Genomic DNA, 16,694 nt, shown 5'->3' on the forward strand with positions numbered 1-16,694 from the left:
GTTTAAAAAACTAAACATCATAAGACGTTGCGTGAATAAAAAAGGTATTCTCTAGTCCCCTGACTAAAGAATACCTAAAATAAAGATTAATACGGATCTGAAGGCTGACTAAGCTCTACTGCCTGCTGTACTGCCTTTTGTGCATCATCAGAACCGATTGGATTTTGAGAAGGCATTGCTTGATTAGCTTTTTCTAAGCCTTCTTTCAGGCGAGTCCCATAATCCTTATCACATTGCATTAAATGATTCACCATGATATCTTTTATCTTTTGATCACACGGCTTCAATGTATCCACTAAATTCTTAATTAATTCATCCCGTTCCCAATCTGAAAAACGACGATACGTTTCTCCTGCTTGTCCATAATCATTTCGACGATCAATCGTTTCTCGTACTAAATTACCTTCAATACGAGGTGTGTATTCTTCGCCACCATTTTCCGCTTCTTTTAAACCTCCTAAAACAGAAGGCTCATAATTGACGTGAGGATTTTGGTTCTTTCCTTTGTCTACATGATATTCCATTTGACCACCACGTTGATTCGTCGCAACATGCTTTTTCGGAGCATTAATTGGCAACTGTAAATAGTTTGAACCAACACGATACCGCTGCGTATCTGAATAAGAGAACGTTCTTCCTTGCAGAAGCTTATCATCTGAGAAATCAAGTCCATCTACTATTACACCTGTACCAAAAGCAGCTTGTTCCACTTCAGCAAAATAGTCTTCCGGGTTTTTATTGAGCACCATTTTACCAACAGGAATCCAAGGAAACTCATCCTTATACCAAAGCTTTGTCGGATCCAGTGGATCAAAATCTAATTCTGGATGTTCATCATCACTCATGATTTGAACAAATAATTCCCATTCAGGGTAATCACCATTTTCAATCGCTTCATATAAATCTTGTGTTGCATGGTTAAAGTTTTTCGCTTGAACCTGTTCCGCTTGTTCTTGTGTTAAATTGCGAATTCCTTGCTTTGGTTCCCAGTGGTATTTAACGAGGACCGCTTTCCCTTCTTTGTTTACCCACTTATATGTATTCACGCCAGAACCTTGCATCATCCGATAATTTGCTGGAATTCCCCAAGGTGAGAATAAGAATGTGATCATATGCATCGCTTCAGGGGTATTTGAAATAAAGTCAAAAATCCGTTCACCGTCCTGTACGTTCGTAACAGGATCTGGCTTAAACGCATGAACTAAATCTGGAAACTTTAGTGGGTCACGAATGAAAAAGATTTTCAAATTATTTCCGACTAAATCCCAGTTCCCGTCCTCGGTATAAAACTTGACCGCAAACCCACGTGGATCACGGAGTGTTTCTGGTGAGTGACCACCATGCACTACACTTGAAAAGCGCACAAAAACAGGGGTTTTCTTCCCTTTTTCTTGGAATAGTTTTGCCCTAGTATATTTTGCAATCGGCTCGTCACCAGCTGTTCCGTAAGCTTCAAAATAACCGTGAGCTCCTGCACCGCGTGCATGTACGACACGCTCAGGTATACGTTCACGGTCAAAATGACTGATTTTTTCAAGAAAATCATAATTTTCAAGAGTTGTTGGGCCACGATTCCCAACGGTACGAACATTATGATTATTTGTAACAGGATGACCTTGCCGATTCGTTAACGTTTCTTCTTCAGATTTTGCTTTTGGGCGAGAGTTCAGATCCTTTTCATTTTTACTCAATGATTTCACTCCTACTTTTAGGGAATAAATGTACACCTCCATTTTCGACGAATTTATTCCAAATTATTCAATAACAATAATTCACATTTTCTCTATTAACAAACCGTAATGCTATTTCTAACACAAATAAGGAGGTGCCCCAATCCATTTGGGACACCTCCGAAGTAATGTGTGTAGTTAGGAGCGGTTTGCTCCTCATACAGGCGCGTAACGAACGGAGCCATTTCCCCTTTTGAGACAGGCCCTTTAAAATCAGCTTTGTTCGAATGCTTCCTCTTTTTTCTTTACTTGATTAAATACTCTCTGACCAATCCACATTAAAATGTAGCTCAGCACGCTCACAGTGAAAAAAGGGATAAGCCCTGGCACGTACATGAGAATCGTTTGCAATAATAAAACTCCTACGACCATGAATAGAGTATAGTGTGGATAAGCTAGTCCTAATAAAAGGGCTGTTTTCAACAAAACGGGAGCTCGCAATTCATAAGTTGCATAGGTTGGAAAAAGGAATAAAACCATAACAAGATAGAAAAGACTTACAATTAACAAGAAATATCGAACGACAAGCATAATCGTTCCTGGTTCTTGCACAAACATAAAATTAATATAAAGGATTATTCCTAATAGCATTAACACGATCCCAATTACATTTGATTTAACAAATTCCTTTTTATATTCCATCCAAAATGTTCGATAAACCGGAATTTCATAATCACCAAGTACCCATTTTCTAGTAATCGTAAAAACAGCTACTGTTGCTGGCATAAACCCAAAAATGATAAGTCCCATTAGAGTAAAGAGCACCCAGAGGACATTAACGTAGGCGAATCTAGCGATCCAAATACTGATCCGATAGAAGCCACCCATGATTCCTCTCATTTCCATTGCAGTTACTCCTCTCTCTTAGAAACATGCTGTAAAAACTGTAAAGCTTGCTCCTGATTATCACTGTAAATTGGAACAAATGCTAACAGCTGCTCCTCCACTTCGACCTGTAGATGGCGTAATAACAGCGAATCATTATCTAAGGGCAGAACATGAACATGAACGTCACCCGTTTCATCATTTTCACTTTTATATTGAGTCGGAATTGACTCTAAATCGGCCTCATCAATAATTCCGTCCAAAGGGATAAGCCCTTCCTCATCAAATGCAGCATTAATTAATGCCTGATCAACGACAAAAACATCCCCTTCATGAGCAACAATATCGACAATCATCTTTTCAAGCACCGTTGGATGAAAAAACAATTGAACATCCTCTTCCCCTAGCCCGTGAACACTATCGAAAACAAGCTCTTTCGTATCTTCTTGTAATTGACTTGATAGCTCTGAATAGAAAAATATATCAAAGGTTTCCCTCTCTTGTTTGCTACATCCGCTAAGGGCAATGAAAACGACGACGACTAAAGCATATTTCCAGTTCCAAACCATACTTTCACCTTCTCTTCTTTTGCTACTATAATTATAATACCTTGGGAGACGAAAAATCTAGGATTCTCGTCTTCCAAGGTAAAATTTAGAAGAAGGTCTCGATATTATCCTTTATGATTGTGAATTTGCATGCTTGCTAAAACAAAAGCTCCGACACCATGTAGGTCATTCTCACTCGTTTCTCTTTCTACATAATAATCATAAACGCCAATCGACGTTCCGATACAAATGCCGGTAAGTGAGAGTGATCCATCTTCCTGTTCTTCAATTTTATGATTAATAATCCCTTCATAGCCTTTTTTGGCAGCTGCGAAATAAGATTCATCAATATAGCCCTCATTTACTGCTTTAGCAATCGTATAAACGTATAAGCTTGTGCAAGAAGTCTCTAACCAGTTATCTTCACGCTCTCCTTTATCAACAACTTGATACCATAATCCTGTTTCTTCGTCTTGATATTTTACGAGACTCTTCACATAATCCTCAATCACAGTGATTAATTCCGCGCGCTTCGGATGATTTTCTGGTAGTAACGAGATAATATCAACAACCGCAAGCCCGTACCAGCCTAATGCACGGCCCCAAATTTCAGGTGCAGCGCCAGTCTCAGGATTCGCCCATGGCGCTTTTTTGCTTTCATCCCAGCCATGGAAATAAAGACCTGATTTTTCGTCCTTTGTATGTTTTCTCATTAATGATTCTTGATATAAAACCAAATCAACTAATTCTGGCTCATCAAATTGCTGACCATACTGAAGTGTAAACGGACCAGCCATATACAACCCATCTAGCCACATTTGATATGGATATTTATCCTTGTGCCAGAAACCTTGTTCCGATGTTTTATTGATTGTTTTTAATAGGTTACGTAGTTTCTCAGCTGCAACCTTGTAACGCTTTTCTCCTGTCAATTGATATAAAGGAAGAAGTAGAAGCCCAGGCTGGATCGCATCAAGCTGGTCACGTTCAAAATAGAAATTCCCTTCCTCATCAATCAGCTTATCAACATATTCTTTAAAATAAGCGAAATACTCATCATTTTTTGTTTCTTGCCACACACTATGAACACCGCATAGAAAAACCCCTTGATGGTAGTGCCAACGATCGGCCGGTGGTAGTTTAACAGGCTCATATTTTTTCATTAAACTTTGACAAGCTTTTTCTGCCCATTCTAATGCTACTTTTCCTTTTACTGCTGTACTCATACTAAACATCATCCTTTCAATTTATACATTCTATTGAACGTTAAACCAATCAACATCAACGAAGCCCTTGCTAGTTTGCTTACCTCTGTTTAGACAGAAAATCCCGACTTGAGCACCGATCCAGCGGGCTATCGTTGCGGTAAAGGGGCCGCCAACGTTCTCAAAAGATTCTCCATCTACACTAAAGGTGAACTGGCATTTAGCTTTCCCCTTCTCTTCGGTAACATCTACACGTAAGTAAAACGTTTCAGCGTCAATCGTTTTAACAACTTCTTCTCGTTCCGCTGTTATATCATCATCTTGTTCACCACTAAAATGGACAAGCTGTAACCCGTCTTCTCCCTTTTTGACCATAAGACCCGCATAATGAAAACCAACAACAATTAATCCCGCGACGTCGGCCATTTCTTCCGGGTGAAACTCCATTTTGCTTGTAGCTGTAAAAGCAGGAGCAGGAAACTTTTGTGTCAATATTTGAGGTGTATCATAAAATGTTTCGACACCTTCAGGTAATTCCTTTGCAAATAATCTAAGGTGATTCTCTTTTTCACCTAATGAATACCAGCTGTGCTGAATGTTCGCACGCCATTGCCACTGTAAGCCCAATTTCTCCCCTTCGAAGTCATCGCTCGTTTGTGGATTAAAAATCTCATTTTGTACAGACTCAACAGTTGGCTTTTTCCACGTGAGTACAGGCTCACCTACACCATCCTCATTCTGATTGTGGCCCATTACTGGCCAGTCATTTTCCCATGTCATTGGCTGCATATGAACAATTCGACCATAGGCATCTTTGTCCTGAAAATGGAGAAACCAAGACTCTCCTGACTCGAGCTCAACCCAACCGCCTTGGTGTGGCCCATTAATGTCTGTATCCCCTTGATGAAGGACAATTTTATCTTCATAGGGACCGTAAATAGTTTTTGAACGTAATATCGTTTGCCACCCTGTCGTCACTCCACCTGCTGGCGCAAAAATATAATAGTAGCCATTTCGTTTATACATTTTTGGTCCTTCAATTGTTGGGTGGTGTTCTGTTCCATCAAATATATAGGTTCCTTCATCAAGTAAGGCGGTTCCATCTGGTTTCATTTTCGCGATATTTAAAATATGTTTAAATCCGATTCGACTTCTTGCAAATGCATTCACTAAATATGCCTGGCCATCGTCATCCCAAAATGGACACGGATCTATCCACCCTTTTACTTCCTTGACTAAATGAAGCGGTGACCATTCACCAAACGGATCCTCGGTATGACTCATGAAAATCCCTTCATCAGGTGCACCGAAAAAGACCCAAAACTTTCCGGCGTGATAACGTATACTTGGTGCCCATACACCTTCACCATGACGAGGTTTGTTGTAACGGTCATAAGGGAATGTTTCACTGACGTGGTTGACAATCTTCCAATTAACTAAGTCTTTTGAATGCAACAAAGGCAAACAAGGTGACATATTAAAGCTCGACGAAACCATGAAGAAGTCTTCTCCGACACGAATAACATCTGGGTCCGAATAATCGGCATGAATGATCGGATTTTGAAATGTGCCATCTCCTAAATCAGCCTTCCATACATCTTTGGTTTTCTTCATCTTTTCACCTCTTCCCTTAGTTATAAAATCTTTTACTTACGTAATATCCGTTCTTTTTCTCTCCACTGATATCTCTATGCTCTTAATTGGTCTCGCAACCAATCATACGATTTCTCTCCACTTACCTCATGGCCGCCTGAAAAGTAATGTGTATCCAATACATCATTTGCCTCAAATGCTTGATACGTATTTCTCAACTGCTCTACCGCCACCTTAACCTCTTCAATCGGAAAAAGATGATCGTCCTTCCCAGATTCAATAAATAACGGTCGTGGTGCAATTAATCCAATGAGCCGTGGCATCTCACCTAGCTGCAACACACCTGGAATATAGTTATCAAGACAGTGGCTTCGGTCGATAATACTCCCTTTAAATGTATTCGTATATCCACAAATGACCGTTGCTTTTATCCTCTCATCGACAGCACTTGTAAAGGCAGCGACAAGTCCACCTCCAGACAGCCCCATTATTCCAATCTTTTCAGAATCAACATCAGGTAATTCAGTTAAGTAATCAATCATCCTCTGACATTCAGCCACCCGTAAACCAGCGAGTGTCTTGCCAACGAGTAATAGTTGACTTGCTAGCCCAAAACACGAATTATGATTTGGCGGGGCCTCGCTATTTTCGTCTCTCGTTAATAGTCTCTCTCCAAATCCAATAACCTCAGGTGCAAGCACAATGTGCCCTCGGCGAACGAGCTCTACCGCAAAGTTTTTATGAATGCCGGGTTTTTCATGAAGGTTGTCGGTTCCATCCGGATTTAATCCTACAATTTCTTTACTTCCGTATCCATGTCCATGTAAGGCTAGCACAGCGGGCCTTTTGCTTTGTGATTGATCCTTTGGCTTCAACACATATGCAGGCATTCGTAAAGAAGAAAACGTTGTTAATTCAATCCGAATTCGCGTGAAATCGTCAAACTCCACTCTCTCTATTTCTTCCACATCAAAATCCTTTTGAGTAATAGGGAACTCCCCTAACACTCGATGAAATTGCTTTCTTAATTGTCTATTAGAGTTCTCATCTACGGTCTCAACGGTTCGTATCGTTCCATCGTAAATCTCTTTCATAAACAAATCAGGTGACCACATCGTTATTCCTCCTAAGCCAACACGGCCCCATTCACGTCAATATCTTTGTTACGACCCTCAAGCACGTTAACATAGCTCTCAGGTAATGCACGTACTTGTCGGCCTGTAATAAACACATTTTCAACGTCTTTCAGTCGAACAACAGGAGTATTTGCATGTACTTTTTTCATTTTGACACTATCGATTTCAACATCGTTCGAACTCTCAATTGCTAGTGCCGGACCTTGACGTGTTTCTACATTTACACGATGAAACTCTAAACCTTCCACGTGTTTGCAGAAAATCCCTTCACCAGCCATGATGATTTCTTCTTTCACCATATCAGGCTCTCCGCCTTGTTCAGATGGATCTTCTGTCATTTCAAATGTCACATGACGAAGATAGACGTCCTTGATTGGCATTTCAGGCAAACCATAAATAAACGAAGCTGCAGCACGACAGTTTTTCGCTGTCACATTGCTAATATGAATGTGCTCAATTTGTGGTGTTTTCTCACTAACTGGAATCGCTTCTGGACTCGTCATCGATGGGTCATTTTCATCGACGCCGTAGCGATAAAATGAATTAATCGCAAACGGACAGAACACATCTTCCATATAGATGTTATTAACAAGTAAGTTTTTTATATAAGCTCCACGTGCACGGTTTGTTTTAATACGGATGCCACGATCTGTGCCAATAAAAACGCAGTTGGTTACGGTCACATTGCGGATACCACCTGAGTTTTCACTCCCCATCACGACTCCACCATGACCGGCCTTCATCGTACAATTCGTAACCGTTACATGCTCAGTTGGCTTATTAATTCTTCTTCCATCCTCATTGATTCCGGATTTTAAGCATAGGCAATCATCACCAACATCAAAATGACAATCTGTGACACGCACGTATGCACATGAATCGATGTCGAACCCATCACCATTCGGTGTATCAGAAGGGTTTTTAAAGGTAACTCCTCTAGCACTTACATGTTCACAATAGACGAGATGTGTATTCCAGAAAGGTGAGTTTTGAAGAGTAATTCCTTCAAGCGTCACTTTCTCACAACTAATAAGCTGCAATAAAGGCGGACGTAAAAATTGAGAATCCCACTCTAGTAAGTTCGTTTTCAGTTTCATGTTAGCATTTAAACGGCGGATTTCCTCTGTACGTTCCGATGAGTAAGGATTACCTGCTTTTAAATCTTTAATCGAATCCCACCATACTTGACCTTGGCCATCAAACGTCCCTTCTCCTTTAATAGAAACATTGGTTAAATTCTCGCCAAAAATGAGTGGATGAAACCCGTAACACTCATAACCAGACCATCTTGTTTTAACTGCTGGATAAGCTTCGAAATCATGTTTAAATAAAACCGTTGCCCCCGCTTCGACCTGAAGAGTCATATGACTTTTAAGTGTGATTGGTCCTGTTACGTAGGTTCCGGCTGGTACCACCACAGTACCACCACCTTGCTTCGAACATTCTTCGATAGCTGTTGCAAAGGCTGACGAGTTATCCGTTACGGCATCTCCTTTTGCTCCAAATTCAGTAATGTCAAAAAACGTCATAGTGTCCCCCTATAATTGTCGGTATCGAAATTCCGTAAATGTTGCGTTCCCTTCCCCAATCACATCAAGACCGATCCGTAAGCTTAAAAAGCCTCCGAATGTATTATGATGAAAACCTGAAGAGTCGATCACTTTGTCATATTTTAGCCAATCGCTGCCTTCCTCTTGAAAATAAAAGGAAACGATATTATCAATATTACGAATTTTTAAGCGAATCGATATCCCTTTGTACGGCTCGACTCGATATTTTTTAAAGGTACGAAAATGCTGCACGCCTTCTTTAGACACTGAAAGTCCGAAATACGCAGAAGGATCGTAGAAAAGCATAAAACGTGCTTTCGCTCCTTCATCGACTTCAACAGCTATCTCAGTTTCGTAATCCCGATCCCCTGTCATATATAACAATGGAGAGGCGGGGGCATTTTCTGCCCCTTTTCCCTGAACAACTAATCCACTGTCTTGAATGGAAAAGCGTTGTCGATCCGGTTCCCCAAACCATTGCCAATGAAGACCTAATTTTTCTGAATCAAACGAGTCTTCTGTTGGAAATCCGTGGTTGACCGCTTCCCCTTTTGGCATCGGTAACGGTTGTTCGGTTGTCATACCATCCGGAACCTTAAACCATCCATCCTCCGTCCATTCAATCGGAATCAGTAATGTTTGACGACCGATTGTATGAAGATGATTCTCATAGCCATGAAACACCATCCACCAATCGCCATCCGGTGTATCAATAAGCGTCCCGTGTCCTTGAGACCACCAACGTTCTTCCTTTGAATTCGTTTTAATAATCGGGTTGTAAGGCGAATGCTCCCAGGGCCCCCACGGTGTTTTGGAACGAGAGGTCGCAACCATATGACTTGTTGGTGGTCCTGCTGTTCCACCAACGGCTACCGTTAAATAATAATAGCCGTTATGGTACGTTAATTTCGGTCCCTCTGGACTAAAGGCTTCCACTTCCCACTCATCCGGATAACGCCACGGTTCATACACATGTTTCAAATCACCTGCAACCGATAAACCATCATCAGATAGCTGAACCATATTTCCACCTGATAGATGCATATATCTCTTTCCATCGGGGCCAACAACATGCCCCGGATCAATATGTGAGGTTTTAAGATTAATTGGTTCACTCCAAGGACCTTTTGGATTCTTCGCTGTCGTCACCCAATTCGTTTTATCAGCAGGAAAATAAATATAATAGGTTTCCTTATAATAAACAAACTCTGGAGCCCAAACATCACCATTCAAATGCTCAAGGGCTGTACCAATCGGTTCCCAATTGACTAAATCCTTCGAATGCCAAACAATAAGTCCAGGAACATACTTGTATGAAGTATGTACCATATAATAGTCTTCCCCTACTCTTATAATAGAAGGATCCGCGTAGTTCCCCTTAAGGATCGGATTTAAATACGTTCCATTTTTCAAATCTCTACTTACCTGTTTTACTCCTTCGTTTTGTGTGTTCATGAACTCCTCCTACTTCAATAGGTCTTCACGAAGAGGTGTGAATGTATCGAGAAGTGCACTTGGCTCAAGTGCGATAACACCATGAACAACATCACTAGGTATATGCAGCGTATCACCTTTTTCTACAATGACTTTCTCCCCAGCAACTGTGAATTCTAGCTTTCCTTTTAAACAATACGTAAATTGTTCATGTGGATGACTATGTTCATCACCAATCCCACCGGTATCAAACTCTACTTCCATCATCATCAACTTGTCTCCAGGTTGATGAATCTTACGTTTTACCTTCTCGTTAACTACTTCCCATTCTCCTACATTTGCCATATTATCTTCCTCCTTTTTATTATAAAGATGCTCCTTTTTTTGTCGCATCTAGTTGTACAGTGATTGGTTGTTCTTTCTTTTCCTCTTTAGCTAAATATGGAATAAGTAATTGCAAAGCCATAACCGTGACGATAATCCATGGTATTGTCGTTGTGTTGATTTCTTGTGAGAAAATCATAAATACGACGATCCCTAGACCACGTCCGACGTTGATGATTGCTTCACGCAAAACGACTGATTCGACCCGAAAGTTTTCTTGTAAAGGAATAACATCAATCCATTTAAAGAAATAAGCGGCATACGTATTCGCTTGGATTGGCTTAAATAGTGAACTGAACGACATGAATAATACAACTGACCATATTGCGATTTCCCACATCAAAAATACAGAAGAAACCGTCATCCCTACAGCCGCTACGAGAAGATATTTTCTTGTTGAGTCAATATTGGCCATTCTCGCAAACACATAGCTTGCTAGAATTGAAGCCGCCAAGAATATGACATTCATATATCCAACAAAGCCCTCATTTGGTAATATATTATATAGTAGAATAGGTGGGATATACATAAGAATCCCTTGAGGGAAACCGATGATAAACCAACCTAATAGTGCGTTAAAGAACTTAGGTTTCTTTTTGATTATTAGCGGCAGAAATTTCATATAGTATTCTTTATGATGCGAGGTTTCCTTTTTAATACGAAAACTATTTAAAGTGGCTATTAAGAACATGATAAAAGCCAATGAGAAAACAATAATATACCCGCTTAACTCACTATTAATGCTTATAATATAACCTGCGATAGCTGGACCAATTAAGTTCGCACTTGCCATTGTAATCTGGTTCCAACCTAAATAACGATGACGGTTCAGGTTATTAGACACCTCGTGAACTAATGTAAAATAACCAAGCCAATAGGCCGCTTGCGAAATTCCTTTTAGTAGTGCAAACAAATAGAAATATTGAACAATTGATTCTTGAGCAATAATGATACATAAATAGAAGAAAGCCGTTAGAAAAATACCAAAACGGTAAGCAGTCAAACGGCCTTTTTGTTTTGAGAATTTCCCCATCAGCATCGTGCCGCAAGCCTGTGACAGAAGAGCAATTAAATTGAACAAACCATTTATTAATAAACTATTCGTTAAGCGCCACAAGTATAAGTTAATAAAAATTAACGATAATGAATTGCCAAATTGAAAGATGGATTGATTAACAAGCGTAATAACTGCTTGTTCTGAGAGTCGCTTTTCTTTTGATACTTGAAATAGTTTCATGTGAATTAAACACTTCTCTCACTACAAAAATGTGTAAAACGTTCGTGCATTCTTAATTGGCTTTACTGGAATTCCAGCTAGTTTATGACACTGGATCCGAATTAACGTTGCCTGTGTACTCGCGTTCATATCACCCTCAACTAATCCCTTCCCTAAATGAACGGCTTCAGGCATGTCTGGATAAAATTCACCTTTTTTCACTTGAGCAACGTTTGGTGCCGGTGGCGAGTGTTCAAGCTCACGTGAGAAACCACCGTCATCTCTCTTTAACTTTTTCATATTTCCAATCGTAATTTCAATAATCTCTTTTAAATCTTCTTCTGGAATCGGAAGCTCCATGTAGGACAGTAAGTCAATTGGGTTACGAATATAACACATATCAACCGCTTCTTCTGTTCGCAAACAGGTTAAGATACTTTGATAGATTCGATCCGTATTTGGCATTGGAATATTAAAACGACTATAAAACGTATGAAGTTTAAAGGTTCCGGAAATCTTTACATATAAACTCCCTTCTCCCCATAACCCCGTTTCTGGGTCCTGAATGCTAGCTAAATAACGAATAGCCTCCTGAAGAAAAGGTTCACGCTGGTCTTCTGGCATCTCTCCAATATAAACACAAGAGGTAGCAAGTAAGTCACAGCCTCTCCAGCTATTTCGAAGATCGATACTACGCCATTTTTCTAAATAGGTTTCAGGTGTTCTTACATAATCAGGCGCAGACTTCGCTTCTAACGGTAATGGAAAAAGTGGAGTGCTCCCTAACTTATTTAGAGAGCCGGTTGAATAATTGATTGCACGATGGACCATTACTTCATCTTTTTTCATTAAAGGATTCTCATCTAAAAAGTATCCCGTCGTCTTCTCTTGTTTTCTTTGAAAAAAATCAACCATTTGCTTTCTCATTGCTTCAGGCATATCTTTTACTAAATCATTTCTTAGTAAAATATTTAAAGCCTGAGCCGTCGATTCAATGTCCGGTTTAAAATGGTGATCGTTTATCGAGCTCTTTGCATAATAAAAACCACCACTGGCCGGATCATATTGTCCAGCCAGCCATTGAAAAAATCCATCAAATACAGCTTCCATTTTTGCTAAGCTTTGTTGTACTTCTTTTTTACTATCAGCTATCATGTTTTCACCATCTCCGTCGTTAAAGACTTATTTACATCCTTCTTTAACCTTTCATTGAACCGATAAGTGCACCTTTTGCAAAATACTTTTGTAAAAATGGATACACAATTAATACAGGAATTGTTGCAACAACGATAACAGCCATTTTAACTGTGATTTCTGGTGGTGGTACATCTGTATATTCGCCACCATCATAGTTTAAACCACTTGCTAAGACAACAATTTGACGAAGTAATACTTGTACTGGCCACTTTGATGAATCACTTAAATATAGAATCGCGTGCATGTACGTATTCCAATAGGTTACTGCATAGAATAGTGAGATTGTTGCAATTGCTGGCATCGAACATGGAATAACGATTCGGAATAAGATTCCAAAATCACTACAGCCATCAATTTTCGCTGATTCCTCTAACCCGCTAGGTAGGTTTTGGAAGAAGCTCTTCAAAATAATCATGTTAAACGCATTAATAGAAACTGGAATAATTAATGCCCATAAAGAGTTAAGTAAACCCGTATGCTGAACAACTAGGAACGTCGGAATCATCCCACCATTAAATAACATCGTAAAGACGATAAAGAACATAATATAGCGACGACCAACTAAATCTCTACGTGATAGCCCGTATGCTGTAAGCGTTGACAAAAACATGCTCCATAATGTACCACCAACTGTAACGAGAATGGAGATCATCATCGATTTCATAATCGTATCTGTTGAAAAAATGTAGCGATACGCATCCAAGCTCCAAACTGTTGGGAAAAGTAAAAATCGTTTATCAGCTAATTCAGCCCCAGTTGCAAACGAAGCTGCGATAACATGTAGAAATGGTAGTACTGTTAGTAAAGCAACAAGTCCAAGTAAAAATGCATTCACACCGTTAAAAATACGGCTGCCTAATTGTCTATCTCCAACCATAACTTTATCCTCCTTTAAGTCTAATAAATACCTTCTTCGCCTGCTTTTTTCGCTAGTTTATTTGCAACCATAACTAGGATTAGACCTACAATCCCTTTAAAGAATCCTACTGCTGTACTGTAACTAAATTGACCTTGTTTTAAACCGGCAGTATACACATACGTATCAAAAATTTCAGCAACTTCACGGTTTGATGCATTTAATAATAAGTAAACGTGTTCAAAACCAAGTTCTAATACATCACCGATTTTTAGAATTAATAGAACAACGATAACACTTCGAATTGCCGGTAATGTAATGTGCCACATCTGACGGAAACGATTTGCACCATCCATCTTTGCAGCTTCATATAATTGAGGGTCAACTGCTGCAATAGCGGCAAGGAAGATAATTGTTCCCCAACCAGCTTCTCTCCAAATAACTTGTAAAATATAAATTGGACGGAACCAATCAGCATTCATTAAGAAGTTAACCTTTGGTAATCCAAGTCCCTGTAATATTCCATTTATTAAACCATTATCTAAAGTAAGAATGACATAACCAATGGAAACGATTACAACCCAAGACATAAAATGTGGAATATAAATTAATGTTTGTACACTTCGTTTAAAAAACATATGTCTAACTTCGTTTAACATCAATGAAAGAATAATAGGAATCGGGAAGAAAATAAGTAACTGTAACGCAAATAGCATTAATGTATTTCTAAAAATCATCCAGAAATCCGGGCTCGTAAATAAACGTTCAAAATGTTTAAATCCAACCCATTCACTCCCCATAATTCCTTGATAAGGCTTATAATCTTGGAAAGAGATGATAAGTCCATACATTGGTACATATTTGTAAATTAGGAAATATAGAAGTCCAGGTAATATCATTAAGTAGATCATTTTGTTCTTCTTAATATTTTTTATTAACTCGGCCCTTCTCTCAGCTTTCGTGACGACTTCTGTATTATCCGTAGCCAGATTACTTTTCATTTTCATCTCCCTTTCTAAATAAGTTTACAAGTTTCATATTCTTTATCCTTTCTTTCAAAGTTATTTCTGTTTTCACAGATGTTTTGTGTTATCCACAGATTAGTTCATTAAGCGAATAACGTCTATAATCATCCCGTTATAACGCTTGAAAAGGCTTTATTTTATAGGGTTTTTATAGATAACCTAAGATGATGATTATCTAGATAACGAATAGGATGTAAGGGTTTTCACCTTTGGTAATGAAGATTATTCCAACACTATCCTTACAATAAAGAGGTTGTCTCAAAAGCAATCGCTTTTTCCGCTACGCGCCTCATTGCATGAAGGCTGTGCCAAAAGGTTAAAATCAACCTTTGGCACAGCCTCTTTTCCTACTTATTGAATTTCCTGATAGTGCGCATTAAATTCTGCAATGACATCGCTGCCGCCTTGATTTTTCCAATTCTCTACAGCTTGCCAGAAGCCATCCTTATCAATTTGTCCTAAAATATATTTATAGGTTGCATCAGTAATAATTTGTTGAAGTGTTTCTGAACTTCTTATATACGTCTCAGAATCAAGTGTAATTGCTGGGTTATGAATTAAGTAATTTTCGTTATCCTTTACTAGTTCATCTGCTTTCGTTTTCACATCATAATGACTGTAACCTTCAAATCTACCAGAGGTTTCCGGCTCACCAATTTCTAAAGATAATAATGGGCGAACTTCATTATCAATTGCACTTTGGTTTTCAGGAATATTAGCTGCACGTCCATCAATTATTTCATAGTGCTCTCCTTCAATTCCCCAGACTAGTAAATTCATAACTTCCGTATCCATTAACTTGTCATAAAACTCTAAAATTCTCTTTAGTTCAGCCTCTGATTTGACTGATGATTTCGGGAATAACGTTATACTACCAAATCCAGGAATAGCCCATACACCAAACTCACCATTCGGTCCTTCTACGTAGTTATGAACATCATATTCTAAATCAGGATTTAGCTCGATTGCATCATTATATAAACTAATAACATCTGCCATCGAACCTACATACACACCAGCTGTACCATTTTTGAACATGTCTTGTTGGTCGGGTTTACTTGTTACAGGAAAATCTTGATTCATGTAACCATTGCTATGAATTTCTTTCATGTAATCTAATGTATCCATGTACTCATCAAACATAAATTCTGGCAAAAGCTCGCCATCCTTTTCTCCCCATTCGTTTGGCGTACCAAACCAAGAAGCAATTGTTTTAAACGATCCATACACTAAATCACTGCGATCCGTTAAACCAATCGTATCATCTTTGCCATTTCCATCAGGATCATCCTCAGTGAATGCTCTTACCATTTCATAAAATTCTTCCGTATTTGTTGGCTTTTCAATACCTAAATTATCTGCCCAATCTTTTCTGTATATATACCCTTGACGTGACAACGGACGCCCTTGATAAAGCGCATACACTTTTCCGTCTACCATTGTATTTTTTAGGACGTCATCTTTTAGCTTACTTAAGTTCTCATACTCATCTAAATATGGTCCAATCTCCCAAAACTGATCATCACGGATGGCATCTTTAAATTTTGTATACATATCAAAACCCATAGGTACCGCTTGTGGTAATGAACCAGTTGCAAATGCTGTGTTTAACCGGTCTTCATAGGTACTATCAGGAACCCATTGAATATCAAGCTCCGTATTTGTTTTTTCTTCAATCATATTCAGTATCTTATCACTAGGTGTTTCAGGTGTATGCAAATTAGCCATCATTTCGATTTTATAAGGACCATCCAAATCAATATCCTCATTTGTTGCACTTTCATTACTACATGCTGCCATGACAACTCCTAATGACAGAACACAACTTAGTGAAATGAACTTTTTAAACTTCATGAATTAACCCTCCTGTTTTCTGAAAGCAGCTTACTTTTTTTCATCGACACCGACATTATCAAACTAAAAAACTATATAATAGACACCCTCCTCCTCATCTAATTTCTTTTAGTTTCAACTAATCTCAAGATGGTACTTGAT

14 protein-coding genes are annotated in these 16,694 nt (G+C 38.9%); all 14 read right to left on the reverse strand.

The genetic code is table 11. The features are described from left to right. Positions 1-86: 86 nt before the first annotated feature. Entirely contained in the window at positions 87-1,691 is a 1,605-nt protein-coding gene (locus B1R93_RS04620; RefSeq protein ID WP_245308188.1) for a catalase, read from the reverse strand. A 252-nt stretch (positions 1,692-1,943) separates the two neighbouring features. After that, positions 1,944-2,576 carry a YesL family protein gene (locus B1R93_RS04625; protein ID WP_088102786.1) on the reverse strand — a complete coding sequence of 211 codons (633 nt, stop codon included), beginning with the start codon at positions 2,574-2,576 and terminating at the stop codon, positions 1,944-1,946. 5 nt (positions 2,577-2,581) lie between these two features. Continuing rightward, entirely contained in the window at positions 2,582-3,124 is a 543-nt protein-coding gene (locus tag B1R93_RS04630) for a hypothetical protein (RefSeq protein ID WP_088102787.1), read from the reverse strand. Positions 3,125-3,228: 104 nt separating this feature from the next. Beyond that, a complete protein-coding gene (locus B1R93_RS04635) occupies positions 3,229-4,329 on the reverse strand; it encodes a glycoside hydrolase family 88/105 protein (RefSeq protein WP_088102788.1) in 1,101 nt (366 codons plus the stop codon). Positions 4,330-4,359: 30 nt separating this feature from the next. Beyond that, positions 4,360-5,922, reverse strand: a complete 1,563-nt coding sequence (locus tag B1R93_RS04640) for a glycoside hydrolase family 43 protein (protein WP_088102789.1) — start codon at positions 5,920-5,922, stop codon at positions 4,360-4,362. Between the two features lie 74 nt (positions 5,923-5,996). Further along, positions 5,997-7,016: a dienelactone hydrolase family protein gene (locus B1R93_RS04645; RefSeq protein ID WP_088102790.1), complete on the reverse strand. Its 1,020-nt coding sequence runs from the start codon at positions 7,014-7,016 to the stop codon at positions 5,997-5,999. A gap of 11 nt (positions 7,017-7,027) precedes the next feature. Next, positions 7,028-8,566 carry a glycoside hydrolase family 28 protein gene (locus tag B1R93_RS04650; RefSeq protein ID WP_088102791.1) on the reverse strand — a complete coding sequence of 513 codons (1,539 nt, stop codon included), beginning with the start codon at positions 8,564-8,566 and terminating at the stop codon, positions 7,028-7,030. A gap of 9 nt (positions 8,567-8,575) precedes the next feature. Then, a complete protein-coding gene (locus B1R93_RS04655) occupies positions 8,576-10,042 on the reverse strand; it encodes a family 43 glycosylhydrolase (protein WP_088102792.1) in 1,467 nt (488 codons plus the stop codon). A 9-nt stretch (positions 10,043-10,051) separates the two neighbouring features. Then, positions 10,052-10,366 (reverse strand): cupin domain-containing protein, encoded by a 315-nt coding sequence (locus B1R93_RS04660; protein WP_088102793.1) that lies wholly within the window; start codon positions 10,364-10,366, stop codon positions 10,052-10,054. A 19-nt stretch (positions 10,367-10,385) separates the two neighbouring features. Further along, entirely contained in the window at positions 10,386-11,642 is a 1,257-nt protein-coding gene (locus B1R93_RS04665) for an MFS transporter (RefSeq protein ID WP_088102794.1), read from the reverse strand. Between the two features lie 21 nt (positions 11,643-11,663). Beyond that, the gene (locus B1R93_RS04670) at positions 11,664-12,776 is read right to left on the reverse strand and encodes a prenyltransferase/squalene oxidase repeat-containing protein (RefSeq protein ID WP_088102795.1); all 1,113 of its coding nucleotides are present in this window, start codon (positions 12,774-12,776) and stop codon (positions 11,664-11,666) included. Between the two features lie 43 nt (positions 12,777-12,819). Further along, positions 12,820-13,695, reverse strand: a complete 876-nt coding sequence (locus B1R93_RS04675) for a carbohydrate ABC transporter permease (protein ID WP_088102796.1) — start codon at positions 13,693-13,695, stop codon at positions 12,820-12,822. A gap of 20 nt (positions 13,696-13,715) precedes the next feature. Then, positions 13,716-14,585, reverse strand: coding sequence for an ABC transporter permease (locus B1R93_RS04680; RefSeq protein WP_425348933.1), 870 nt, complete (start codon positions 14,583-14,585; stop codon positions 13,716-13,718). A gap of 465 nt (positions 14,586-15,050) precedes the next feature. Beyond that, positions 15,051-16,553: an extracellular solute-binding protein gene (locus B1R93_RS04685; RefSeq protein ID WP_088102798.1), complete on the reverse strand. Its 1,503-nt coding sequence runs from the start codon at positions 16,551-16,553 to the stop codon at positions 15,051-15,053. Positions 16,554-16,694: the final 141 nt, after the last annotated feature.

The organism is Halalkalibacter urbisdiaboli (assembly GCF_002156385.1).
In the GTDB taxonomy this organism is placed as follows: domain Bacteria; phylum Bacillota; class Bacilli; order Bacillales; family Bacillaceae_D; genus Halalkalibacter_A; species Halalkalibacter_A urbisdiaboli.

What these genes read in the sequence shown, in the direction of transcription:
- B1R93_RS04625 (WP_088102786.1), bottom strand. Translation starts at nt 2,576, where the DNA reads ATGGAAATGAGAGGAATCATGGGTGGCTTCTATCGGATCAGTATTTGG.
- B1R93_RS04630 (WP_088102787.1), bottom strand. Translation starts at nt 3,124, where the DNA reads ATGGTTTGGAACTGGAAATATGCTTTAGTCGTCGTCGTTTTCATTGCC.
- B1R93_RS04635 (WP_088102788.1), bottom strand. Translation starts at nt 4,329, where the DNA reads ATGAGTACAGCAGTAAAAGGAAAAGTAGCATTAGAATGGGCAGAAAAA.
- B1R93_RS04640 (WP_088102789.1), bottom strand. Translation starts at nt 5,922, where the DNA reads ATGAAGAAAACCAAAGATGTATGGAAGGCTGATTTAGGAGATGGCACA.
- B1R93_RS04645 (WP_088102790.1), bottom strand. Translation starts at nt 7,016, where the DNA reads ATGTGGTCACCTGATTTGTTTATGAAAGAGATTTACGATGGAACGATA.
- B1R93_RS04650 (WP_088102791.1), bottom strand. Translation starts at nt 8,566, where the DNA reads ATGACGTTTTTTGACATTACTGAATTTGGAGCAAAAGGAGATGCCGTA.
- B1R93_RS04655 (WP_088102792.1), bottom strand. Translation starts at nt 10,042, where the DNA reads ATGAACACACAAAACGAAGGAGTAAAACAGGTAAGTAGAGATTTGAAA.
- B1R93_RS04660 (WP_088102793.1), bottom strand. Translation starts at nt 10,366, where the DNA reads ATGGCAAATGTAGGAGAATGGGAAGTAGTTAACGAGAAGGTAAAACGT.
- B1R93_RS04665 (WP_088102794.1), bottom strand. Translation starts at nt 11,642, where the DNA reads ATGAAACTATTTCAAGTATCAAAAGAAAAGCGACTCTCAGAACAAGCA.
- B1R93_RS04670 (WP_088102795.1), bottom strand. Translation starts at nt 12,776, where the DNA reads ATGATAGCTGATAGTAAAAAAGAAGTACAACAAAGCTTAGCAAAAATG.
- B1R93_RS04675 (WP_088102796.1), bottom strand. Translation starts at nt 13,695, where the DNA reads ATGGTTGGAGATAGACAATTAGGCAGCCGTATTTTTAACGGTGTGAAT.
- B1R93_RS04680 (WP_425348933.1), bottom strand. Translation starts at nt 14,585, where the DNA reads ATGATCTACTTAATGATATTACCTGGACTTCTATATTTCCTAATTTAC.
- B1R93_RS04685 (WP_088102798.1), bottom strand. Translation starts at nt 16,553, where the DNA reads ATGAAGTTTAAAAAGTTCATTTCACTAAGTTGTGTTCTGTCATTAGGA.